We start from the raw sequence: 23,187 nt of genomic DNA, 5'->3' as shown, positions 1-23,187 counted from the left end.
GGAAATAATTGTGATTCCGTCCCCCTCTTGTTACGATAACAAAAGCATGCAGTTTTAGGAGGAGGCGTTTATTTTTGGAGAATACAAGAGATTCTGCAGCCATATCTGAAACAAAATACATAAAAGCTTCGAACCGGGTAACCATTTACGATTTTATCAAACTTGCAAAACCCGGCATTATCATATCAAACTCGATAGCAGCCTTCGGCGGGTTTTGGATCGCGTTTGCAAGCGCAGAAAAAACGTTAACCGGCTTGGCTTTTTTGATGACAATGGTAACAGCAATGTTGGGAACCGCGTTTGTGATGGCTTCCGGCACTGTCTATAACAACTATTTTGATCGGCATATGGACGCAAAAATGGCACGCACTCGCAGCAGGGCCTCGGTCACAGGGAAAATGCCGCCAGCCATGATCTTAACATATGGCTCTGTTTTAGGAATCGCAGGTCTTGCCATGCTTTATTCCCTCAATCCATTAACGGCCTTTCTCGGACTGGCCGCCTTTATTTTTTATGCGATCATCTATACGGTATGGGTGAAACGAACGTCTGTGTGGAGCACATTTGTCGGGAGCTTCCCAGGAGCTGCGCCGCCATTGATGGGGTATTGTGCCGTAACTGGTGACCTCAGTATGACAGCAGTGCTGTTGTACACGATTATGTTTCTGTGGCAGCCGCCGCATTTTTGGGCGATTGGGATAAGACGCAAAGAGGAATATCGCGCTGCTGGCGTTCCGCTCTTGCCAGTAGTCAAAGGCAATCATGTAACAAAAATAAAAATGATGCAATATATTGCCGTCCTGGTGCCGGTCACGCTATTATTTCCTTTCTCTCTTGGCACCGGCCATATAAGCCCATTTTATTTCTTAGCCGCCTTGGTTCTCGGAGGCATATGGATCAAAAAAAGCATCAAAGGATTCAAAACAGACGATGACGTGAAGTGGGCAAAGGATATGTTTGTCTACTCGCTTATTTATTTTTGCTTGCTGTTCTTCATCATGATGATCGATTCATTTATGATGTTTCTGATCAGATGATGCAAAAAGAGCCACACATTAATGTGACTCTTTTTTGTTTGGAAAAACAGCATCTAATAGAAATGTCATGGCAAAAAACACAGCCATGCAAATCAAAAATCGTATAATCTCACTCAAAATCCAGCTATCAGCTATGCGCATACCATCGGTTTCTCGGAGGGTTGCGCATATTGAAAAAATCATGAGTATGTTTTTTAGGGTTTCTTTGTTCATAAAATACCATCGCTTTCTCGATAGAATGACTTAAAGGCAATGAGATAAGTCATCAAGATATAAAATATGTCGCATCGTTGCATGTTTTGATTGAAAGAAATCATTGTTTTTTTGCCAGCCAATTGTAAAGCTCAGGCAAACAGATGAAAACCGTTTCAGTGAAAAAGCAGATCTAATCGAATGCTTCTATACTCTCTCCACAAATAAAAAATGCTAAGAAATACATTTGTTTCTCTAATCTATAAACCCGCACTCTTTTTCCATCATCAGGTATTATAAGCCAAAAACAAACAAAAAAATAGACTTGCGTTTGAGTTGTATGAAAGTGAAATTGCAAGAATAACCCAAACGGTGGTAATATATTGTTTGATTTTCCCATATTCATAGATTTGGAGGTCATACAAAAGTGAAGGGAATATTTTTAGTTGTTCAGCTTGGATTTTCTATTATGATATTTCTGTTTTTAGCTGCTGTTAATTGGTATCAAGGAAGCGAGCTTGTTTCAGATCGATTTGATTGGAACTATACTGCTAAACTCTCAAAACTGCTAAATGGAATTGATGCCGTCAGCAGCCCCAAACAAATTTCACAGCTTGATTTTTTCATCTACTCCGCTAAACACTACCCTGTTATGAGTGCGTTAATGATCATCTCCTTCTTATATGTTCTGACCGCTCTTTTTTTACTTATATACTCAGTCAAATGCAATAAGCAAGAGATTCATTTGGACTGCTGACCCGGTGAAATTCGTTTTTATAGCCCCTTAACTCTTCAAGATGTTCCTGTGTTTAGTGAGGCAGACCTTAACCTAGCTTTTCGGAACTTCTTGCTCAATTATGCGTATACCTTAATAGGAGGGATCAAACGATGAAAGAATATGAATTCGTAAGAGTTGAGCTGAGCACGATGAGAAGAAGGCCTAAAGAAGACTACCAGCAAATCATCCATGATTATGCGAAAAGAGGCTGGAGATTCGTTCAGATTTTTGCTCCCAGTATAGATGGGTATGGGGCAGCTGCTTATTTTGAAATCATATTTGAAAGGGATGCGGAAAAAGCTTAATCGATATGACTAAGCTTTTTCGTTCCCCTGTATCTGCATCTATACAATTTCTGCAAATGCGGCATCACATGATCTGGCTAAATCTTGTGGCGCCAACTTTAGCTGCATACCGATTTTCCCTGCACTGACAATGATAAAATCAAGCGTTTCTGCAGATGCATCAATATAGGTCGGGAACAATTTTTTCATGCCAATTGGCGAGCAGCCGCCGCGAAGATAGCCAGTTACCGCTAACAGCTCCTTCATTGCAATCATTTCTATTTTCTTTTCCCCTGTCACCTTTGCTGCCTTTTTTACATCTAACTCTTCTGCAACGGGTACAACAAAGACATAATAATGATTTGTTCCTGCTGCTGCAACCAACGTTTTATATACATATTTCAAAGGATAACCGATTTTTTCCGCAACAGAGATGCCATCTACCGGCTGGCCGTCTGTTTTATACCCTAATACCTCATAAGAGATGTTCTGCTGTTCTATCAGACGAACCGCATTTGTTTTTGCTATTTTTTTCGCCATTGTTTTCACCCGCTATCAAAATGATGTATGTCTAACTTCTTGCAGTAATATGTAAATTCTATCATCCTAACCTGCATTTTCAAGGTTACTAGCATTGAATCAACGAAAGGACAAATTGATTTCCTTGGACGCCTATAGCCCATTATTAGTCTACATGGAACAAAACAGGAATGAACAAATAACTCCCACATACAATTTGTATGAATGGAAAATAAAGGAGTGGTTGCTTTGTATCATTACTTTTATGGCCCTGCGTTAATTCCTTACTTTTCACATACTCATAACCCTCAAAGAAGTCCAGACTTTTCAGAAAGACAGCGAAGAAGAGAAATCACATTGACTGTAGATGGCTTTGTCCCCCCATCTTCCACCGAAGATCTTGGAGACGGCTTTTATTCTTACGCATGGACGAACCAACAGGTCATCAACCCAGGTGAATACTTAGTTTGTCATCTTGAAGGAAGAGATATCAACGTGATAAATGGTGGGTTCACTCCGCGCGATACTGCTCCATTGTATGCGGTAGCAAGCTTTCCAAGACGAAGAAACCAATGGGTCATTATCATTCATAATCCTGTGCAAACCCAAAGAGCCATATCGCTTTATTTGATTGCGAAAAGGTAGCACAACATGTTATCAGAAACCCTGCATTCAGGAACAGAAAAACGGGTAGGGACACATTAACATCAGCATTTTCCTACCCGTTTTTGGTCTGGGCAAACTCTCACCTGTCACTCTTTCAATCCCCCTCAATTTTTTCATCTTTCTCTACTGCCAAGGTACCAGAGAAAATTGTTATATGTTATCATTATTCCCAGTAAAAAGAAAAGAGGATTAGATATATGGTTCTCCTTGAAACGAATCGATTACGTTTAAAAACGATTGATATTCCCCTTCTTGACGCCGCGTCTAAACTAGATCATCAGGCTATCAAAGACTTAGGTTATGAAACAAATGGTGAATGGCCAAATTCTGATTTTTTTGAAGCGATACCTTATTTCCGCGAGATTTTAGTCAAAAACAATGGAACAAAAGGATTTGATTCATGGATTATTGTAAAGAAGGACAGTCATGAAATTGTTGGGGGAACTGGATTTTTAGGTGACCCAGACGAAAATGGCATGATTGAAATCGGTTTTGCAACAAATAAAAGTCATCGCCGCAAAGGTTATTGTGTGGAAGCCGCCCAAAAACTAATAAACTGGGCATTAAGCCAAGAAACAGTAAACCGGATCACCGCAAGATGCGAACATGATAATCTAGGCTCACAAAAAACCTTGGAGAAGTTAGGGTTTATATTGAATCATAAATCAGCGGATTATAAACATTGGATATATGTTACAAAGTAGAGTCCTTAATTACAAAGGCAGGCACTGCGCCTGCTTTTGTTTGGATTATTTACCTCTGTGCTTCTTTTTCGCTTTTTGCTTTTTGAGCATATACCTTTGCTCTTTTACATGTTCTCGTTGTTCTTTCATTATTTGTTTTTTCTTTTGCTTTCTTGCTTCAAGCTCTAGCTTTATCGCCTCTTGAGCTTTAGAAGTTACTCCGGCGTTTTTCAACTCTTTTGAAACCTGGCGCTGCAATCTTTTTGGATTGATCTTTTTTTGACGCCTGCCTTGTAAACGCACTCCTTCCTGCTCAGCTTGGGCCATCATATTCAAAAGTTGGTTATGAACAAACTCTAATACTTCAGAATCCCTCGGCTCTTTGCCAAAAAGATGACGAAAGGCTCTTAGCTTTCCATTGTTCACAACTTCAACAACGCCTACCCAAAACTGACCATCGTAGTAAACCGTTAATTTCATAACGATTCCCTCCTCATAAAAGATATTAAAGAATGATGGACATCCCGAGGAGGGGAAGGTTACTGACATTCTCAATCATGCATCCGGACTACCAACCGAATCGTGTTTTTTCATTCTTTACCATATACAGAAAAGAGTGTAACATTTCTTCTCCAACTATTAAACTCTTATTTTATTTAGATCATTGCTGGAGAATAGGCGTCTTCACTCGCAAATTTATTTCTCAAGCCCTGCCATGTTACAGATGGGAGACGATACATTCTGCATATCCTTCGAGTTTAAATTCTCCAAGACCGTGAGGCAGCAACATATGATCTCCTTTTTTGAAAGGATAGACATACTCACCAGAGATCATACGACCCTCCCCTTCAATCACACTGATAAGAAGGAATGGTTTTTGCTGCTTTAAGCTTGCTGATCCTGATAAGTTCCATTTCCCCACCGAAAAGTAAGCGCATTCAACCAATGTCGTTGTAAGCAAATCCTCAATTTGTTCATGGTGAACTGTATGCCGTTCTGGAATAGACGGGACCTCTATCACTTCGATGCTCTTTTTCGGATGAAGCTCGCGCAGCTTGCCTTCTGCATCTTTTCGATCATAATCATATAATCTGTAGGTTGTGTCTGAGTTCTGCTGCGTCTCCAAAGCAAGAATTCCTTTTCCAATCGCATGAACAGTACCGCTTGGCACATAGAAAAAATCCCCCGGCTTTACCTTTACACGGCGCAAGAGCTCATCCCATTCTCCACGCTCTATCATGGTAGTTAGTTCTTCCTTTGTTGTTGCATTGTGGCCATAAATAATCTCGGCATCTTTTTGGCAATCAATAATGTACCAGCATTCTGTTTTTCCAAGCTCACCGTTTTCATGTATGTTGGCATATTCATCATTCGGATGCACCTGAACAGATAAGTCCTGGTCAGCATCTAATATTTTTGTAAGCAGAGGGAAACGGTCCCCTTCAAGCTGTCCGAATAAATGTCTATGATGTTCCCATAATTCGCTGAGCGTGAACCCCTTATACATTCCGTTTTGAACAACGCTTTGACCATTTTGATGCGCGGCAAAAGCCCAGCACTCCCCTGTTCGTTGTGACGGAATGGTATAGCCAAAATCAGATAAAGCGGTCCCGCCCCAAATTCTTTCTTTGAAAACAGGCTTGAAAAATAACGGTTCAGTCGTCATGAAAATCCCCCGCTTTATTCGATTTCTTCTAGCAGCTTGTATGCTTCTTCTGTTGTTTGCACGGAGAGCAGCCGCTCCCTATAATTGTCATCCATTAGCTTTCGAGATAGCATCTGCAGTATTTTGAGATGCTGGTTTCCCCCGCTCTCTTTCGGTACAGCAATCATAAAGATTAATTTAGCTTCTGATCCATCCAGGCTATTCCAATCAACGCCTGATCGTTTGATCCCAAAGGCAACACTCGGCTCCCTGACCGCCTCAGACTTTCCGTGCGGAATCGCGATATTCATGCCAATCGCCGTTGTTCCCTGTTGTTCACGATTCAAAATGGCTTGTTTAAACCCGCTCTCTGAAAGCAGCGCACCTCTTCGGGACAATTTCTGAATCAATTCATCTATGATGTCATCCCTCGTTTCCCCCGATAAATTTGGTTCAATTAATTCCGGGCTGATAATGTCTGTCAGTTTTTTAAATTCCGACATCTCAGCTTTTTGGCTTTGAATTGGCTGCTTTATTTCATTTGCTGCCGCAGCTTCACTTGGCGCGGAGGTCGGTGCAGTTTCACTGAGCACAGGAGACGCCGTAATATCCTTTTTTAGTACATTGACAAACAGAGCAGTGACAAGAGATCCTGCAATCACAGCAATAAAAAACATCAAGACATGATCAACTGCGCCAAGCACTGCAACGATAGGTCCGCCGTGCGCCACTCTGTCTCCCACATTGCCAATCATGGCTATCACAGAACCTGTCATTGAGCCTGCCATAATACTTGGAATAACGCGCAGAGGGTCCTGCGCCGCAAATGGAATCGCTCCTTCAGTAATGCCGAAGAGACCCATCGTAAATGCCGCTTTCCCCATTTCTCTTTGAGATGCCTCGAATTTTCTTTTTCCTAAAAACGTCGCAACGCCAAGGCCAATCGGGGGGATACAAATGGCGACAGCAATTGGTCCCATAATTTCATAATTTCCTTCTCCAATCATTGCCGATCCAAACAGAAACGCCACCTTATTTACGGGACCGCCCATATCAAATGAGATCATCGCCCCTAAAATCAATGCCAGAAGGATCGAGCTCGACCCTTTCATCCCCGCCAGCCAAACTGTTAAAGAGGCGAAAATTTGAGCTACAGGCGCGCCGATCAAAAACACAAACGCTAAACCTACAATCAGTGATGCAAACACCGGAATAATAATAATCGGCATAATCGGCTGGATTGCTTTTGGAACTTTTAATTTTTTGATCCAAAGTGCCGCGTATCCAGCCAAAAACCCGGCAATAATCCCCCCGAGGAATCCGGCGCCGCTTGCGCTGTCATAAAAACTTCCAGTCGCCGCAATATAACCGCCGATCATCCCTGGCACAAGTCCCGGTTTATCAGCGATGCTATAGGCGATATAGCCGGCTAAAATCGGAATCATAAATGAAAATGAAGCACTGCCGATCTGTTCAATCGTTTTCCAGAAGGAATCATCCGGAATAACTAAGCCGTTAGGTGTTTTCTCCCCTCCTAGAGTTAATGCAACCGCTATCAATAATCCGCCGACAACAATGAAAGGAACCATAAATGAAACGCCGTTCATTAAATGACGGTAAATTGGATTTTGTTTCTTCTCCTGATGATTACCGGATTCCGATTTTAAAGCGGAACGATAGACCGGTATATCCCCGTTAAGAGCTTTTTGAATCAATTCTTCCGGTTTGCGGATGCCGTCCTGTACCCCCCCAGACAGCAGTTTTTTGCCTATAAACCGGTCTTTGTTTACCGAGCGGTCTGCAGCAATAATGATTGCGTCCGCTTCGCGAATTTCCTCTTCGGTTAGCTTATTTTCGACACCAATCCCTCCCTGGGTCTCAACTTTGATGCTAACGCCCAGTCTGTCAGCAGCTTTTTGCAGATTTTCCGCTGCCATATACGTATGGGCGATTCCATTCGGACAAGATGTAATCGCTAACAGTTTCATAGGAAACCTCCTTTAAAGTGTGAATAATAAGATCTTGTCTCAACTGTATACCGAAATCAGCTCATTAAAATCGCTTTTTTTTACCATAGGTTCCGGTAATAAAGGCATTTTTCCCTATAACAAAAAAAAGCAAGGAATAATCCCTGCTTTAATAATCCAAATGAGATAAAAATGTCATGACATTGGCTTCTTTCGTCAGCTTCTGGACGAAGGCCGGCTGCTCGCTAAGATATGAAAGCTCGCTAAACAGCTGCTTTGTCATGGTTTGATCCTCGTGTTTGACAGCCAGCATAAAAACGAGCGAAACTTTTTCATTTCCCCATTCAAGCGGCTCCTTTAATGTGGCAATCGCGATTGCTGATTGTTTAATAAATTTAGCGTTTGCATGAGGAATGGCAATGCCTGATCCAATATTTGTCGCCGACATTTTTTCCCTCATCACCGCATGAACCGCATAGTCCTTATCAACATAGCCTTTCTCAAACAAAGCTGTCGCCAGCTGTTCGATTAACTTGTAGCGGTGCTCTGCCTCCTGCTGCAAAAAAACCAAAAAAGGAGTCGTATTGTTCAGCATCTGAAACGTTTTTTGTTTTTGGCGGTGTGATTCGCCCAGCTGACGTATAAACGCACTTAATTTCATCTCTTCACCAGGCTCTAAAAGCGGAGACACAACAATATGGGGAACCGTTATATTCTCCAGCGCAATGGTGGATATGACAAGATCAATATCCTCATGCTTTTTGATATAATCCTTTAAATCGGCCTTTGCAATACAGGCCATTACAGCGATTTGATGACATTTCCGTTCAATTTTTGTCCGCAGCAATTGTGACATCCCAATCCCCATGTGGCAGACGATAACCGCCTTTTTATGTGTCTCGCTGCTGCCCTGCATCCGTTCGATCGCTGCCTGAAAATGCAATGTCAAATATGCTGCCTCTTCCTCAGGAATATGAAGATCAAAAGTTTGATTGATGTCTTCCAAAACATCAATGATGAGGTGGAACAAATAAGGGTACATCTTTTTGATGTCATTGAGCATAGGATTTGCTACAGAAAGATCGTAGCTCAGCCGTTGTAGCACAGTATTGAGATGAATGTTCAAACCATTGATCAAATCCTGATCCTTGTGAAAATCCATCATTTTCAGCTCTGAAACACGATTGATTAAATGCCCTACAACCTTAGGAAGCACAGCATTTTCAAGGTTCTCTTCTGTCTGCAATGGATAACGAACCTTACCGCCCAATATATGTAATGTTAAGTACACGGCTTCTTCTTCAGGGAAGCGAATTGCAAAAACCGGTTCAAGCCGCTGTAAACAAGCAAATGTCCATTGATATTCTTTCTTCTTTTTTACTGCCGCCATTTCTTTTGGGGACAATGAAATCGGCTGCTTCATTTTGATGCGGCGGACCATTAACAATGTATGCAGCAGCAAACTTTCAAACGTTTCGTCTGTGAAATAGAGGGAATGCTTTTTTTGTAGTGATTTGATTTCTTTCGTCACAAAGTCTACTTCATAATGTAAAAACTTACTTTTAATAAATTGGCTGGTAAACGCTGTATTGTGGATCAAATCAGATATTCTTGCCAATGCCTTTCTTTTATTTCTTTCGTTCCCTTCAACCTTTAATCCAAGCCGCTGCCTAGAAACCAGTGTGAGATCAAAACGCTTCAGCCACTCTTCTACTGCGTATAAATCCTTTTTTATGGAAGATCGATTGACAAAATGCCGAGCGGCAATGTCTTTTGCGGAAACAGGCTTCGGATTCATTAATAAGTCATAAGCAATGTGCAGCATTCTTTCTTCATCGCTCCGCTGCCTAGAAGAAAAATGTTCAGTATGTAATTGTTGGCTTAGCCAGGTCCTTTCCTGTTCTTCTATATGTAAATAAACGCCCAACCCTGGTTTTCGAATAAGCTGTGCATGAGAATGCTCATTGAGATAATCCTCGATCACTTTCAAATCATTCCGGATTGTTTTTTCAGAACACTGTACCCTATCTGCGAAATCTTGCACAACTAAATAGTCATCAGGTTCAGATAACAACAGATACAAAATCTCTTTTTGTCTTGTATTTATGTATTCCATCTGTTTTTCTATCCTTCCTGTCAGTATCTACTTGAGCAAATTGATAGTATAAGTATACTATATAAGAAACCGTTTACATTATAAAATAAAATCATAGAGACAAAAGTTTCGTTTTTTACCGAAGCTTCCGGAAAAAAGCGATTTTTATATTCTTTGAGTTTGCTATGTAATGTATATTCAGCAGAAATTCATAAAAATACTCCAATTCTTCACCTATTTAGAACGAAGATTTTCTAATGTATGAGTACGAAAGTAAGAACATGATGAAGAAAAATGATTTGGTATCTTCGGGGATAAAGTGCACGGATGGCCATTCTCTCTCAGCAATTTTCCATCATAAATACAAACTCTGTGCAGGGCACACAATATTCTTAGCTCAAATCAATTGATCGTTCACATATTATTAACATTTATTTACAAGGAAAATAATTACTTTTATTGAATTGTTATAGTGCAAGACAAAAAACTTTAAAGGAGTGTTTCAAAATGAATTTCAAAAAAACGGTTGTTTCTGCTTTATCGATTTCTGCGTTAGCTCTGTCGGTCAGCGGGGTAGCTTCAGCTCATGAAATAAACTCCACACCTACTGAAGTAAAGAACATTTCTATTTCACCTACACATGTTATCAAGATTCAAGACTATAATTTACCTCTAAAAGTTGGAGAAACCTATTCTGTTAAAAATAATTCAGCTACTCGTTATTGGACTGATAACCAAAAAGTTGCTGAAGTCGATCAAAATGGTTTAGTGACGGCTAAATCAAAAGGAAAAGCCACGATTACTTTGTTTAAAGGTACTGCAGTATTCGGAAAAGTATATGTAACGGTTTATTAATCTCTTATCCGCCAGATTTTCTGGATGCAAAACATGCATGAATAAAATAAGGTCCCCCTCTAAAAAGAGAAGGGACCTTATTTTATTTCAATTGCGCTTCAAGTTTAGATTTAGTTTTGGGAATACATCATACATTGGTGTATATTGTGTTTCAGTAGCTTAGCCCCGAATAAATCCACCTTCTGAATGAATAATTTGTCCAGTTATCCATTCAGCCTCATCACTTGCAAGAAAAGCAATCATTCGTGCTGCATCATCTGGTGTGCCAATACGCCCCATTGGAAATTTAGGTGAAAGAAAATTTCTTATTTCATCTGTCATCCATGTAGAATCTGTTGGACCTGGGTTTACAGCGTTAACAGTGATGCCCAATGGTGCAAGTTCTTGTGATAACGACCTAGTAAAGGCAGAAATAGCTCCTTTAGTAGCTGCATACGCTAACTCCCCAGGCAAAGGACCTAAATCCTGCCCTGATGTCATATTGATGATCCTTCCTGATATTAAATTAGATTTTTTAAACCGACGGGCGAATTCAACACAAAGAAGAAAATTCGATCTCATATTAACCGCATAATGCTCATCAAGTGATTTAGCATCTAACGATACATAATTATCACTTGCGGAATGAGCTGCATTATTAATAAGGATGGAAGGATATCCTAATTTATCTGAAATTTTTTCATGTATTGTGAATGCAGCATGTGCATCTGATAAATCAATTTTCATTGCCTCACAGCGGACACCCATACGTAAAATTTCTTGTTGAAATTCTTCTATCCAGGCCGTATCAGAATTCCAGTGAGTAAAGAAGATATGTATACCCTGTGAGGCTAACTTACGACAAATAGCCGTACCAATATCCCCTTGACTGCTTGCTCCTGTAATTAGTGCAATTTTTTCTTGAGAATGACTCATTATTTTAACCTCCAATTTATACGGAGTATCTCCATTATGATGGTAACAAGTTATCCAAAGAATATAATCCATTAAATCAAACAGAGCTGACTTTGAATACATTTTAAAATCAGCTTAAAAAAACATTTTCGTCTCAAAAAATATTAAATAGAAAAAATAAGAGTTGGACAACAATTTACTACTTAGTCACAAGTGGCTGATACTAAGTCATTGAATGTCTCTTTTTAAAGAGCCTTTCAATCATTCACATTGCTTTTCATTAACCATTCTACTTCCGTTAATTCTTGTTTTTGAACGTCTATTGTGTGTTTTTTCGTGAAATGGGTTTTCACAGCTTCTTCGTTTTCCCAAATCTCCCAAAGCATTATTTTACGTTCTGATGGCTCAAGCGGATAAGCATGGAATGTAATACAACCCTCTTCTTTGTTCGTTTCTTCCTCAAGTTTTTTGAATTCCTTCATTATCTCACTAAGGTCTTTATCACTGATGATTTTTAAACATGCCGTTATGTAATGCATCGAAATTCCCCCTCCTATCATTTTATGGCTTTTCATTATAACATTTTCTTGAAAAAGATAGATGCCATTTATAAATCATTAGACAACTTCGAGTGCATCCCTCACCAATACAATTAGTTCTATTATCATTTTTTTACCGGCATGTATCATTTTAGAACGAGAGATTTAGTTATTGCTTTAACATATTATCGCGAAGCCGAAAAATATCTTGATTTATTAGATAAAAACGCAAATACAGATAAGGCAGAGTTCTATTTCAAAATGTCAGAAGTCTATTACTATATGAAAGAGACTCATTGTTCAATGAACTATGCCCAGCGAGCATACTCTATATTTAAAGAGCAAAAAGATGCTCAGGGGAACCTTACATATGGCAAAGAAATGGTCCAATGTCAGTTTGTTATCTTTGGGAACTGGCTAGATAAAATGTGTTATGAGGACGCTTTAGAAACAGCTGAAAAAGCCTTAAATGATGCTATAAAAATAGGAGAGCAACATTTAATTGGTTCAGCTCATTTTAATGTGGGATTATGTTATAAAAATCTTGAAGAACTTGACAATACTGAGAAACATTTTCAAATCGCCTATGAAATTCATAAGAATCGAAAGCACATTTATGAGTCCAAAGCGATTTTTAATCTGGCATATGTCAAAGCAAAGAAGAATGATTTAAAGGCTGCATTAGAATTATATCAGGAAGGTCAGAAGGTTGCTGCCCGACACAACAACCAGGAAGTAACCGAGAAATTAAAACTGGTTAAAGGTCTTTATTTATCATTTGACTTACAAATACTTAGAGAAGTGTTCAAGTTCTTCAAAGAGAAAAACCTTTATGGTGATATGGAAGAATACGCTGTTGCTGTTGCTGATTTTTTGACCAACAAAGAAGACAGACATGATGCGGTCGATTTTTATCAAATGGCAATTGAAGCACGTAAACAAATTCAAAGGGGGAAACATTTAAATGAAAAAATGTAAAATTGCAATTTGTTTAGCGCTCTTGCTTGGCATTGTTGGAGTATCCAGCGCTTCATACGCTCTTTCTGAGCAGTCCACTTATAAGGTCGCAGATAGAGCAGCAACTTAATATGATATTAAGAAATAACCCCATTTTGGACTTTAGAAATGGGGTTTTTATTTTATCTTCTCAACTCAATATTATTCCTGAGTTTTCATTTAAATCATATACTGCATTAATAAACCGACAGCCCATAAAAAGTAAAAAACCCTTGCTACGCAAGGTTTTAAGCTATGATTCCGACTGGGCTCGAACCAGGGATCTCCCCCCTGTCACAAGGTAGCGATTATGTTCTGACACGAACGGACGTTTTATTCCCAAGCCTTATTTTATAGGGTTTCTTACATAAGTTTCTGATTAAAAATATTCCTTTTTGATTAAATTTGTATAAAGCCCGTCTAAAAAACGACGGGCTTTTAATTAATTCTTGTTGGTTATACTGTTTTACAGTTGTTGGTTTTGGGCTGTAATAAGATGGTCAGGGCTATACCTGATGCCAGAGTTAAAAAATAGCCACATAGCATAAAATAGGGGGCGATTTCGTTTTTGAGAAAATAAAGCCCAAAGAGAATAACGGCTGTACCGATAGTGAAATAAATCGGCTTTTTACTTTTCAAAGTCAAACGGCTTGATTGAGTAAACTTTTTGTAGATTAAAGGCAAGCCGGTATAAACCCCTATGAAAAATGTAAATAAGATAGACCAAAGGAAACCGATTGGCGAGAAATAGCTCTCGGAAAATATTCCGTCGAAAGCCCAATTGCTCAACACAACGAAGCCAAATAGATAAACAAATGCCAATATGATCTTGACCATGATATCCCTCCCCTACAATCCAATATACACGTGATATAAGGTTGTTTAAATGGGTAAAACCATTCATTTACTTTTCAATCTTCCCGCTCCTTCAAAGCCTAATACTTTAATCAATAGCACCATTTGTTACTTTCATCCCATTTACCAATATTATACATTAAGATAAGATGGGGACGAAAACATTAAGGAGGGATAAAATGAAAAAGTTACTTGTGGGTGTGGTTTTTGCCCTAGCTTTGAGTTTTTCATCTCTGTTTAGTCTTCAAAGTGCAAATGCTGCCGAAAAAGTGGACAAGAATTCTGATCTGATTATTGATAAGGCGACCTTTCACGAGGTAACAAAACAAAAAAACTTGAGAACCCTTTCATCTGAGAAAATCCCAACTGTTAAAGAAGTGAATAAGGCTTTAAACAGTATGCATGTCACCAAAGATCATCCATATCAAGAAATTGATCTCGGTAATGGTTTCACTGTGGAAATGGGCGTCAGTACAGATATGGGATTGGAAAAGATAAAAACACAAGCCACCCAAAATAAAACTGCAAGTGGCTATTACGCTGTAAAGTTTACAGGGATAAAATTATATGATATTCGAGTAAGTGACAACTATTCATACGAATATGGAAAGAAAATAACAAAGTGGGAAAGTCCGCCAAGTGCATCCGCTTCAGGTTTTGCTGGCTGGAATGGTAAAATCACTTCCAAAAAAATTGCAAACATTGATAAAACGGCTAAGGATGCAATCGCCAATTCTGATTACACGTTTGTAAAGTATGGAGGTAACCGCCACGGCCATATGGAATTACGATTCACTGCAACCGGAAACTGGTACACACATCACGTTTCTATTAAATAAAAATAGCCCTCCAATTGAGGAGGGCTATTTTTATTTAAGAAGAGATTCGAGTTTAGCTTTAGTCTTAGGACCATAAATGCCATCAGGATTTAAACCATTCATCAGCTGGAATCGTCTTACTGCGTCATCAGTTTCCAAACAAATAATCCAAATAGGTAAATTGACACAGATCAAATTATTCATTTCACACTTTTGAATTATATCGCTGTCTATTTCTTCATTTTCCCATGGTAAAATCTTGTTGGAGCTATTCAAACGAAAGGATATGAACATGAAAGTATTTGAAGCTAAAACGTTGCTTTCTGAAGCAGATAAACGCGCAAAGGAATACAAGGAATTAAGAAGTCAGATGGTCAATCTAAAAAAGGCTTTTAAAGCTGTAGCTGATTTAGATGACAGTGAGTTTTCCGGCAAAGGCGCCGACAACATTAAAGCATTTTATCAAGACCACGCAGGTGTGGCTGACAGTTGGATTGATCTAATTGATATGAAAATTGCTTTCTTGACAAGCATTTCAGGTACTTTAGAGGACGCCAGCTTATCTGATGCATATATAGAAGAATCCTTCTTAGAACACGAGCTGGCTAACGCCTACACAAAATCAAAATCTATTATGTCTGAACAGAAGAAAGCGATGAAAGATATCTTACATGATATCGACGATATTCTTCCGCTTGATTTGTTCTCAACAGAAGACTTTAAAGACGAACTTGCAGATGCAGAGGACAAACGCAAAAAAACAGTCGATAAACTAGGCAGCGTGGACGAAGCACTTGTTACTGAATATGCCCAATCAGAGCCAAACGAGCAATTCATCAAGAAGGACTTTCAAAAGCTTGAGGAATCCACTGGCAAGGGTAAGAATGCTACACCCATCCACTACAATGCCAAAGCGTATAGAGAAAGTGACATACATAAGAAAAAAGGCGATATTGAGAAACAAACTGAAGCTTATTTGAAGATCAAGAAAGATGAAGCAAAAGAACGAGAAATCAAAGAATTGAAGAAGAAGCTAGCTGATGGCGTGACGGATCCGGATGAATACTTAGAAATTGCCAAGAAGGTCGGATATGAGAACCTTACCTCTGAACAGCTTGAATTTGTTTCATTTCTTGAACAGCGTAAAGCTTTCATGGATAACGGAAAAGAAGTTTTGCAAATCATAGGTGATGGCGCCAAGGGTGCGATTGTTGGTTTATACGATCTTGCAAAGGATACCGGTGAAGGAGCCATTCAATTCGGATGGAATATCGGTTGGACAATTGACAACTTAAACAAGGATCCTCAAAAAGTGCTGGATACAGTTCTGGAATACGACTATCAAGCTGCCTTTCAAAGTATGGTCGACACATTGAAGGATAATTGGGATACAAAAATGATTCACGGGGATGCATACACGCGGCTGCACTATGTTACTTATTTGGGCGGAAGTCTTCTGTTATTGAAAGGTGGAAAGTCCTCTGTCTCAACAGGATCGAAGGATCTTGCTAAAGTTGGGAAAACAGCTAGTGATACAATTAAGAAAGGCGGAAAGTCTGTAAAACAGTTTGTCAAATCTCCTGTTAACCGGTATACTCCTGCATTAGAAGGAATCCTTCAAGATGCTGAGAATACCATTAATGTGAAAAATACTCCGCTGCTAAAAAGTATTGCGGAAGATAAAAAAGAGAGTGTTCTCAGAAGATCTGAAAGTTCTAACAACATGGGTACAGGTAATGTCAAACAAGGTGATAGTACCCCTCTCGCACCTGGCGGCGGATTAGCTGCTCATGAAGCAAAAGGCGGGCATCTTATAGAAAGACATGTCGGGAAGACGGATGAAGAATTAATAGAAAGACTGAGAACTGATCCTAACCCACATATTACAGCTTCATCTACTTTTAAAGATAGGGCTACCGCTGAGAGAATTGCTAATTCAGTCTTAAACGATCCAAAAAATATAAAGAAAATCGAAAATTGGATTGATGATCCTAAAAAACCTAAATTAATGTTAAAATACAAGGGCGATGGAGAAATAATCGGCAGAAGTGTAACAAGAAATTCAGAACTAGTAGAGAACGTTACAAACGCAAAAATTATACTCAAAAAAGATAACAACGGTAACTTTATTCTTACAGGATATCCAACCAAATAGAAAGAGAGGAAGTATCATGGATGAAAGTTATGATTTCTTAGACGAATTAGAAAATTTTTTAGGTGCAACATTTCATCAAGATATCAGATCCCCTGAACACGCATTAGACGAATTTATTGAGGAAATTAGTAAAGAAGGTTTGCTATTTACAGTTAAGTTTTGCGAAGAGTTTCTAAATAGCGATCTAACTAAAGAAGAAAAGGAAGACATTATAAAGTGTAATGCAGAAATATATTTCCCGACAATTGGATTACCACCTATAGAATGGTTGAAAAGTGTAATAGAAAAACTAAAAGAAGCTATTTAAAAGAAACACTGAAAGGCCCCCATTTTAAGAGGGCCTTTTTATATTACTTCAATTTCGCTTTTGTAGCTGGTTCATAATAGCCATCGATACCGAAGTTTTTGGCTTGCTTATCTTGATAGAAACGCAATGCCGCCAACGCTGTTTGGATCTGCTCAATAGCATCGCTGTGCCTCAATGGGCTTTTCGCTTTGAAAATGCTCGAAGGCAGATTAATAGATGTTTTCTTTTTGCTTGAGCTTGTTTTTTTTCACAGTGAAGTTACTTTTTCACTTGATGTTTTGCCGCCAAGCGCTTTTAATTTAGCAAAAAAAGATCAGGCTCCAATCAATCTTGGTTTCCCGAAAGTTGGACAGAGTCTGATATTGCAGCAGCCGGTGCAAAGATTGCTGAATTACCCGAATTCGCTAATGCAGAAAATGGTGTGACTATATTCGGAGAGTATAAAGGTGTTAGGGTTGGAGTTATTAAAACAAATGGAGAAATAGGAACCATTTTCCCCGATGCAACTAAACAACCATAGACAAAGTATGGAGGATCAATATGAATTTAGAGAAAAAAATGGAAGCAATATTAATTAAAAGAAAAAAACTTAATCTTAATGATGACTATGGAATTCAAAAAAGTTGGGATGAAATAATTGAAGTGCTCTCAGAAAATGAAGAAAATACAATTAGCTATCTAGAAAATTGTAATAAAGAAGATTTATATTGGATCAGTGAGGTATTTGAAGATTTATCTGAAAGTTTACAAAGTAAAGAACTTATTAATTGTTTAAGAAAATTAGATGAAAAATACCCTGACTTAGAAATGACAAATGATATCGATATAGCAGAAAGTTATATAGAATTAAGATACGCACCATTTCTCAGATTTGAAGTTAACATTTCTTGGCGGTGATAAGTAATGATTGAAATCGAGATTTATGAACCTGTATTTCAATTTCTAGGAGGTATATTTCATCAAGATATAGAAACTCCTGAGTCAGCACTGGACGAATACTTAGAAGAGATTCCAAAAGAAGAGCAAGAAACTGATATAGCTGCATTGAAAGATTTTTTTAACAGCGATTATTCGGATGAAGAAAAGAATGATTTTATCGATTAAGCTGCTGACGGAGTGGACGTTCTTAGTTACGGCGTATCTCCAATCATATGGCTCGAACAAGTTATTCAAAAAATCGAAAAGAATATTGCCTAACATAGAAACAGAGCTGATTTTGAATTCACTTCAAAATCAGCTTAAAAAAACTTTCGTCCCCAATTCGTCCCCAACTCGATGAATGATGACAAAATCAATAAATAAGCAAAGTAAAAAACCCTTGCTGCGCAAGGGTTTAAGCTATGATTCCGACTGGGCTCGAACCAGCGACCTCTACCCTGTCAAGGTAGCGCTCTCCCAGCTGAGCTACGGAATCATGATATGTATGTGTTGCTGGGTATGTTATTGTCTTTCTGACAACTTCTATTATATAACCTTCCCTTCTATTCGTCAACTGCTTTTTTAGAAAAACTTTTTTTGGACTTGCTGTTCCGTTCCCCGGCTATTATAATATGTCTTAATTTTCTAACAATAGAGGTGATGGGGTTTTGCATTCTTTGATTTCTTCCGATGATGTTTGGGTATTATGGGGGTTTATTGCGGTGTGGGCGGTAGTGAGCATCGGGCTGGAGCAGCGCTTTAAGTGGGCGTCCGCTGTGTCGGGCGCTATTATCGCCCTTGCAGGTGCTATGGTGTTTACAAATGTAGGAGTGCTTCCTGTTGAGTCGCCTGTGTATGATACTGTGTGGGCTTATGTGGTGCCGCTTGCGATTCCCCTTTTGCTGTTTCAGATCAATGTTCGGCAAATTTTTAAGGAAAGCAGGCGTTTGCTGTTTATTTTTCTGATTAGCTCCGCTGGCACTGTGCTTGGGAGCATTCTTGCTTTTTTTCTACTTAAACAGCATATTCCTTACTTAGATAAAATCGGCGGGATGATCAGCGCCTCTTATATCGGCGGCGGGGTCAACTTTGCGGCGATGGCGGCAAAATTTGAGACGCCTGGTGAATATGTGTCGGCTACCGTTGTGGCTGATAATTTTATGATGGCGCTTTTGTTTTTTATTTTAATCAGCATTCCTGCACTCAAATGGTTTCAGCGGCATTATGCCATGCCGTTTGAAGAGAAGGTAAAAGCCGATGAAAACAGCGGAAACAGTGCTGAAAGCTATTGGAAACGGAAGGATATTTCCTTAAAGGATATCGCTTTTAATGCCGGTGCCGCTTTCGCGCTTGTTGCGGTTAGTATGAAGGTTTCCGGTTATTTTAAAAGCATTTTTTCTCATCCCCTGCTGACCGGTACGCTTGGCGATCAGTACCTGGTGCTTACGTCTTTAACTGTTCTTATCATTTTTCTTTTCCCGCGTTTTTTTGAAAGGCTCAATGGATCTCAGGAACTTGGAACCTTTTTGATTTATTTGTTTTTTGTGGTGATCGGCATTCCTGCAGATCTCCGCTTAATCGTCACGAATGCGCCTCTTATTCTATTATTCGTGTTTATCATTGCGATCAGCAATTTAGCAGTTTCCTTAGCTGCCGGAAAATTGTTCCGCGTGCGGCTTGAAGAAATTCTGCTCGCCGTCAACGCTACTGTCGGGGGACCGACGACTGCGGCTGCGATGGCAATTGCCAAGGGATGGCGGGAGCTTGTCGCCCCGATCATGCTTGTCGGTACGCTCGGCTACTTAATCGGCAACTATGTTGGCACTTTTATTGGAAATTGGTTTTCTTCCTTCTTATAAAAAGGATATTTGCATTTCCCTGAGAATAATGTAAGAGGAATGCTGACATGAGAACGGAGAGATCACTGTATGTTAAAAGGAAAAACCATTTATGTTAGACCTTTAGAAGGAAAGGATGCCGAAGAAAATTTGCGGCTGCAAAGCGAAAATCGGGATTTTTTCGAACAGTTTTCTATGATACGCGCAGACGATTACTATACGGTTGAGGGGCAAAGAAAACGAATAACCGAGTATCAGGAAAGACTTGAGAAAGATGAAGAATATCATTTTGGCATCTTTACAGCGTCAGACGATAGATTAATCGGGACGGTTTCGCTCTTTCAAATCATCCGTGGCGCGCTGCAAACTGCGTTCATCGGGTATTTTTTAGACAAAGCCCATAATGGAAAGGGCATTATGACAGAGGCAGTCAGATTGGTTGTTGATTATGCGTTCCACGAATTGAAACTGCATCGGATTGAAGCCGGTGTGATGCCCCGTAATCTCGGGTCCATGCGTGTTTTAGAAAAAGCGGGATTTCATAAAGAAGGCATCGCCCGAAAAAATGTAAAAATTAATGGCGTTTGGGAGGATCATCAAGTCCTCGCGATTCTGAATCCTGATGACGAACAATAATAAAAGAAGCCGGGCCATCCCCGGCTTCTTTTTTAACGAACCGCAACTGGAGCAATTTCTTTCAGCGCTTGTTCGAAATCGTGTTCTAAATCGTCTGCATGTTCGACGCCCACACTCAGACGGAGCAGGCCATCAGTGATACCGCGTTTTTCACGCTCTTCCTTAGGCATTGCCGCGTGAGACATCGTTGCCGGATAGGACAAAATCGATTCCACGGCGCCAAGGCTGACAGCGAAGACTGGAAGTGACACATTCTCGACTAACTTCTTAACGGCCTCTTTGCTTTCAAGCTCAAAAGATAGCACGGCGCCCGCTCCCGTTGACTGGCTTTTATGGGTTTCAGCGCCGGGATGATCAGCCAGTCCCGGATAATACACGCGCTTGACCGCCGGGTGCTTCTGGAAAAATTCCGCAAGCCGCTGCGCTGTTTGGCTCGCTTTTTCTAAACGGACCTGCAACGTTTTTAAGCCGCGCAGCACGAGCCAGCAATCTTGCACGCCAAGGACGGCGCCGAACGCGTTTTGCAGCTTATACAGCTGCTTCCCAAGCTCTTCATCTTTGACAGCAGCTAAACCTGAGAGCACATCGCTGTGTCCGCTTAAGAATTTTGTCGCGCTGTGAAGTACAATATCCACGCCGAGATCAAGCGGACGCTGCAGTGCCGGTGTCATGAATGTATTGTCCAGAAAGGTCAGACAGCCGTTTTCTTTTGCAAGCTGAACAATCGCTTTAATATCTGTAATCCCAAGTGTCGGATTTGATGGCGTCTCCATATAAATGACCTTTGTGTTCGGCTTGATGCTCCGCGCCACTTCATTACGATCCGTCATGTCCACAAACGTATGCTCAATGCCAAACCGGGTCAGCACCTCTGTCACCATACGGAAGGTTCCGCCGTATACATCTTCGGTCACAAGAACGTGATCACCCTGTGACAGCAGTAAAAATGCTGTTGAGATAGCAGCCATGCCTGAACTGAAAGCAAATCCTCTTGTTCCGCCTTCCAATGCGGCAATTGTTTCTTCGAGAGCTGTTCTTGTCGGCGTGCCAGAGCGGCTGTAATCATATGCCCCGAACTCTTCAAATGAAGGTTGGTGAAAAGTCGAGGCGTGCTGAATCGGTACACTGACCGCCCCGGTTCCGCCGTCTGTTTTAAATGGATTGTGCACGAGCTGGGTTTCCAGCGTCCAATTGTGTTTACTCAAATGAAACAGCTCCCTCTTTGACCTGAAATAATGCCTGTTTTAGATCCTCTTTTAAATCTTCCGCATGTTCAATACCGACAGAAAAGCGCAGCAACCGATTGCACACCCCGTTTGCGATGCGGATCTCTTCAGGAATATCCATGTGCGTCTGGGTCGCAGGGTATGTAATAAAGCTTTCCACCCCGCCGAGGCTTTCTGCAAAACAAATGGTCTTCAGTGCTTTTAAAAACGGATTGACCCATTCTTCTTTTTGCAGACGGAAGGACAGCATGCCGCCTTTTCCGGGATACAGCACATCCGAAATTTCTTCCTGCTCTTCTAAAAACGCCGCAAGCTCCTGCGCGTTTGCCTGATGCTGACGCATTCTGAGGCTCAGCGTCTTCATTCCTCTCATCAGAAGCCACGAATCAAATGGCGGCAGGACGGCGCCAATCGCATTTTGATGCTGAAACATTTCCTCTCCGAGCCGCTCATCCTTCACCACGACAAGTCCAGCAAGCAGATCGTTATGCCCGCCTAAATACTTGGTTGCGCTGTGAATGACAATGTCAGCTCCCAGCTCAAGCGGCCGCTGCAAGACCGGTGTATAAAATGTATTATCTACGATCAGCAGAAGACCGTGCTCCTTTGTAATCCGGGCAATATGTTCAATGTCCGCCTCCTGCATGAGGGGGTTTGTCGGCGTTTCCACAAACACCGCTTTTGTATTCGGCGTAATCTTAGAGCGTAAACAGTCCTCATCGCTGAAATCATCATAATGAAAAGTCAATCCGTATTTTTTCCATTCATTTTCAAATAAACGGTACGTGCCGCCATATAGGTCCGATGAAACAATCAGTTCATCTCCGCTTTTAAACAGCGCCATAATCGTTTGGATAGCAGCCATTCCTGAACTAAAGGCAAGCCCTCTTGCGCCGTTTTCTAAGTTAGCGATCGCGTCCTCAACAAGCTGGCGTGTCGGATTTTTTGTGCGGACATAATCAAATCCAGTTGATTCTCCGATCCCTCTGTGGCGGTATGCTGTTGATAAATAAATAGGAGCACTCACTGTTCCCGTGACTTCATCGCTTCGGTTCCCTATTTGGGCTAATTTCGTTTCAACGTGCTGTGACATATAGCTGACACCTTCCCTTTTCAAAATAAAAACCCCTTCTTCATAAGAAGAAGGGGTTTAACGCTTCTTCTTATCTTCCAAGCATAAAAAACGCTTGCTGGATTTAGCACCTTGGCGCTTTGCACATGCAAAACAAGCCGGTTGCTGAGGTTTCTAAGGGCCAGTCCCTCCACCTCTCACGATAAGAAATA

At 40.4% G+C, this 23,187-nt stretch carries 26 protein-coding genes, 1 tRNA gene, 2 pseudogenes and 1 riboswitch; of the genes and pseudogenes, 16 read left to right on the top strand and 13 right to left on the bottom strand.

Going from position 1 to position 23,187, the window contains the following annotated elements:
- The first annotated feature begins 35 nt into the window (after positions 1-35).
- From cyoE to MHI44_RS18085, 3 genes are all read left to right on the top strand, one after another.
- Positions 36-1,037 carry a heme o synthase gene (cyoE, locus tag MHI44_RS18095; RefSeq protein WP_181217058.1) on the top strand — a complete coding sequence of 334 codons (1,002 nt, stop codon included), beginning with the start codon at positions 36-38 and terminating at the stop codon, positions 1,035-1,037.
- 619 nt (positions 1,038-1,656) lie between these two features.
- On the top strand, positions 1,657-1,986 hold the full coding sequence (locus MHI44_RS18090) for a YjdJ family protein (RefSeq protein ID WP_033884370.1): 330 nt from the start codon (positions 1,657-1,659) through the stop codon (positions 1,984-1,986).
- 131 nt (positions 1,987-2,117) lie between these two features.
- The gene (locus tag MHI44_RS18085; RefSeq protein ID WP_003232825.1) at positions 2,118-2,312 is read left to right on the top strand and encodes a DUF4177 domain-containing protein; all 195 of its coding nucleotides are present in this window, start codon (positions 2,118-2,120) and stop codon (positions 2,310-2,312) included.
- 39 nt (positions 2,313-2,351) lie between these two features.
- On the opposite strand, the gene ybaK is transcribed toward MHI44_RS18085, so the two are convergent.
- Positions 2,352-2,831, bottom strand: a complete 480-nt coding sequence (ybaK, locus tag MHI44_RS18080) for a Cys-tRNA(Pro) deacylase (RefSeq protein ID WP_021479508.1) — start codon at positions 2,829-2,831, stop codon at positions 2,352-2,354.
- Positions 2,832-3,059: 228 nt separating this feature from the next.
- Here ybaK and MHI44_RS18075 point away from each other — a divergent pair, with 228 nt between their 5' ends.
- Complete coding sequence (locus MHI44_RS18075; protein WP_009967031.1) at positions 3,060-3,455, top strand: hypothetical protein; 396 nt, start codon at positions 3,060-3,062, stop codon at positions 3,453-3,455.
- Between the two features lie 218 nt (positions 3,456-3,673).
- Positions 3,674-4,180: a GNAT family N-acetyltransferase gene (locus tag MHI44_RS18070; protein ID WP_131227324.1), complete on the top strand. Its 507-nt coding sequence runs from the start codon at positions 3,674-3,676 to the stop codon at positions 4,178-4,180.
- A gap of 45 nt (positions 4,181-4,225) precedes the next feature.
- Here the strand turns inward: MHI44_RS18070 and MHI44_RS18065 are convergent, their stop codons facing one another.
- The 4 genes from MHI44_RS18065 to manR form a co-directional block, all read right to left on the bottom strand.
- Positions 4,226-4,708, bottom strand: a complete 483-nt coding sequence (locus MHI44_RS18065) for a YjdF family protein (protein ID WP_181217057.1) — start codon at positions 4,706-4,708, stop codon at positions 4,226-4,228.
- A 169-nt stretch (positions 4,709-4,877) separates the two neighbouring features.
- Positions 4,878-5,825, bottom strand: a complete 948-nt coding sequence (gene manA, locus MHI44_RS18060) for a mannose-6-phosphate isomerase, class I (protein ID WP_181216988.1) — start codon at positions 5,823-5,825, stop codon at positions 4,878-4,880.
- Between the two features lie 14 nt (positions 5,826-5,839).
- Complete coding sequence (manP, locus tag MHI44_RS18055) at positions 5,840-7,792, bottom strand: PTS mannose transporter subunit IIABC (RefSeq protein ID WP_181216987.1); 1,953 nt, start codon at positions 7,790-7,792, stop codon at positions 5,840-5,842.
- Between the two features lie 148 nt (positions 7,793-7,940).
- Positions 7,941-9,887 carry a mannose transport/utilization transcriptional regulator ManR gene (gene manR / locus MHI44_RS18050; RefSeq protein ID WP_033884375.1) on the bottom strand — a complete coding sequence of 649 codons (1,947 nt, stop codon included), beginning with the start codon at positions 9,885-9,887 and terminating at the stop codon, positions 7,941-7,943.
- A gap of 486 nt (positions 9,888-10,373) precedes the next feature.
- Here manR and MHI44_RS18045 point away from each other — a divergent pair, with 486 nt between their 5' ends.
- Positions 10,374-10,721, top strand: coding sequence for an Ig-like domain-containing protein (locus MHI44_RS18045; RefSeq protein WP_003232839.1), 348 nt, complete (start codon positions 10,374-10,376; stop codon positions 10,719-10,721).
- Positions 10,722-10,880: 159 nt separating this feature from the next.
- Here the strand turns inward: MHI44_RS18045 and MHI44_RS18040 are convergent, their stop codons facing one another.
- The gene (locus tag MHI44_RS18040; RefSeq protein WP_003245148.1) at positions 10,881-11,636 is read right to left on the bottom strand and encodes an SDR family oxidoreductase; all 756 of its coding nucleotides are present in this window, start codon (positions 11,634-11,636) and stop codon (positions 10,881-10,883) included.
- 236 nt (positions 11,637-11,872) lie between these two features.
- A complete protein-coding gene (locus tag MHI44_RS18035) occupies positions 11,873-12,190 on the bottom strand; it encodes a putative quinol monooxygenase (protein ID WP_151262135.1) in 318 nt (105 codons plus the stop codon).
- A 105-nt stretch (positions 12,191-12,295) separates the two neighbouring features.
- Here MHI44_RS18035 and MHI44_RS18030 point away from each other — a divergent pair, with 105 nt between their 5' ends.
- The gene (locus MHI44_RS18030; RefSeq protein ID WP_339202508.1) at positions 12,296-13,132 is read left to right on the top strand and encodes a tetratricopeptide repeat protein; all 837 of its coding nucleotides are present in this window, start codon (positions 12,296-12,298) and stop codon (positions 13,130-13,132) included.
- 474 nt (positions 13,133-13,606) lie between these two features.
- Here the strand turns inward: MHI44_RS18030 and MHI44_RS18025 are convergent, their stop codons facing one another.
- A complete protein-coding gene (locus MHI44_RS18025) occupies positions 13,607-13,987 on the bottom strand; it encodes a hypothetical protein (RefSeq protein WP_029317635.1) in 381 nt (126 codons plus the stop codon).
- Positions 13,988-14,184: 197 nt separating this feature from the next.
- Between MHI44_RS18025 and MHI44_RS18020 the strand changes: the two genes are divergently transcribed.
- The gene (locus MHI44_RS18020; protein WP_038428800.1) at positions 14,185-14,844 is read left to right on the top strand and encodes a hypothetical protein; all 660 of its coding nucleotides are present in this window, start codon (positions 14,185-14,187) and stop codon (positions 14,842-14,844) included.
- A gap of 30 nt (positions 14,845-14,874) precedes the next feature.
- Here the strand turns inward: MHI44_RS18020 and MHI44_RS18015 are convergent.
- A pseudogene (locus MHI44_RS18015) lies at positions 14,875-14,979 on the bottom strand (peptidoglycan-binding domain-containing protein); the annotation flags it as partial.
- A gap of 136 nt (positions 14,980-15,115) precedes the next feature.
- Here MHI44_RS18015 and MHI44_RS18010 point away from each other — a divergent pair.
- Both MHI44_RS18010 and MHI44_RS18005 read left to right on the top strand, forming a co-directional pair.
- Positions 15,116-16,978: a T7SS effector LXG polymorphic toxin gene (locus MHI44_RS18010; protein ID WP_101172482.1), complete on the top strand. Its 1,863-nt coding sequence runs from the start codon at positions 15,116-15,118 to the stop codon at positions 16,976-16,978.
- A 16-nt stretch (positions 16,979-16,994) separates the two neighbouring features.
- The gene (locus MHI44_RS18005; protein WP_029316956.1) at positions 16,995-17,285 is read left to right on the top strand and encodes a contact-dependent growth inhibition system immunity protein; all 291 of its coding nucleotides are present in this window, start codon (positions 16,995-16,997) and stop codon (positions 17,283-17,285) included.
- A gap of 43 nt (positions 17,286-17,328) precedes the next feature.
- On the opposite strand, the gene MHI44_RS18000 is transcribed toward MHI44_RS18005, so the two are convergent.
- Positions 17,329-17,460 carry a hypothetical protein gene (locus MHI44_RS18000; RefSeq protein WP_256683353.1) on the bottom strand — a complete coding sequence of 44 codons (132 nt, stop codon included), beginning with the start codon at positions 17,458-17,460 and terminating at the stop codon, positions 17,329-17,331.
- A 13-nt stretch (positions 17,461-17,473) separates the two neighbouring features.
- Between MHI44_RS18000 and MHI44_RS17995 the strand changes: the two genes are divergently transcribed.
- From MHI44_RS17995 to MHI44_RS17980, 4 genes and pseudogenes are all read left to right on the top strand, one after another.
- Positions 17,474-17,710: a hypothetical protein gene (locus MHI44_RS17995; RefSeq protein ID WP_273796782.1), complete on the top strand. Its 237-nt coding sequence runs from the start codon at positions 17,474-17,476 to the stop codon at positions 17,708-17,710.
- Positions 17,647-17,805 carry an EndoU domain-containing protein gene (locus MHI44_RS17990; protein ID WP_273796818.1) on the top strand — a complete coding sequence of 53 codons (159 nt, stop codon included), beginning with the start codon at positions 17,647-17,649 and terminating at the stop codon, positions 17,803-17,805. Before MHI44_RS17995 ends, MHI44_RS17990 begins: the two co-directional genes overlap by 64 nt.
- A gap of 20 nt (positions 17,806-17,825) precedes the next feature.
- Positions 17,826-18,182, top strand: coding sequence for a hypothetical protein (locus MHI44_RS17985; RefSeq protein ID WP_339202507.1), 357 nt, complete (start codon positions 17,826-17,828; stop codon positions 18,180-18,182).
- A gap of 6 nt (positions 18,183-18,188) precedes the next feature.
- A pseudogene (locus MHI44_RS17980) lies at positions 18,189-18,482 on the top strand (contact-dependent growth inhibition system immunity protein).
- Between the two features lie 144 nt (positions 18,483-18,626).
- Here the strand turns inward: MHI44_RS17980 and MHI44_RS17975 are convergent.
- Positions 18,627-18,699: transfer RNA gene (locus MHI44_RS17975), tRNA-Val, on the bottom strand.
- A gap of 172 nt (positions 18,700-18,871) precedes the next feature.
- Between MHI44_RS17975 and MHI44_RS17970 the strand changes: the two genes are divergently transcribed.
- Together MHI44_RS17970 and MHI44_RS17965 are read left to right on the top strand one after the other, a co-directional pair.
- Complete coding sequence (locus MHI44_RS17970) at positions 18,872-20,062, top strand: DUF819 family protein (protein WP_339202506.1); 1,191 nt, start codon at positions 18,872-18,874, stop codon at positions 20,060-20,062.
- A 69-nt stretch (positions 20,063-20,131) separates the two neighbouring features.
- Positions 20,132-20,677 carry a GNAT family protein gene (locus tag MHI44_RS17965; protein WP_015252328.1) on the top strand — a complete coding sequence of 182 codons (546 nt, stop codon included), beginning with the start codon at positions 20,132-20,134 and terminating at the stop codon, positions 20,675-20,677.
- A 32-nt stretch (positions 20,678-20,709) separates the two neighbouring features.
- On the opposite strand, the gene metC is transcribed toward MHI44_RS17965, so the two are convergent.
- On the bottom strand, positions 20,710-21,882 hold the full coding sequence (gene metC, locus MHI44_RS17960) for a cystathionine beta-lyase (protein ID WP_128992644.1): 1,173 nt from the start codon (positions 21,880-21,882) through the stop codon (positions 20,710-20,712).
- On the bottom strand, positions 21,875-22,996 hold the full coding sequence (metI, locus tag MHI44_RS17955) for a cystathionine gamma-synthase/O-acetylhomoserine thiolyase (protein ID WP_192858443.1): 1,122 nt from the start codon (positions 22,994-22,996) through the stop codon (positions 21,875-21,877). The genes metC and metI overlap by 8 nt, the downstream gene beginning before the upstream one ends.
- 67 nt (positions 22,997-23,063) lie before the next feature.
- Positions 23,064-23,184: riboswitch (SAM riboswitch) on the bottom strand.
- Positions 23,185-23,187: the final 3 nt, after the last annotated feature.

Origin of the sequence: Bacillus sp. FSL K6-1366 (assembly GCF_037976695.1) — a bacterium.
GTDB lineage: Bacteria > Bacillota > Bacilli > Bacillales > Bacillaceae > Bacillus > Bacillus subtilis.
The sequence above is the reverse complement of the archived record's forward strand: the minus strand, read 5'-3'. Positions and strand labels throughout refer to the sequence as shown.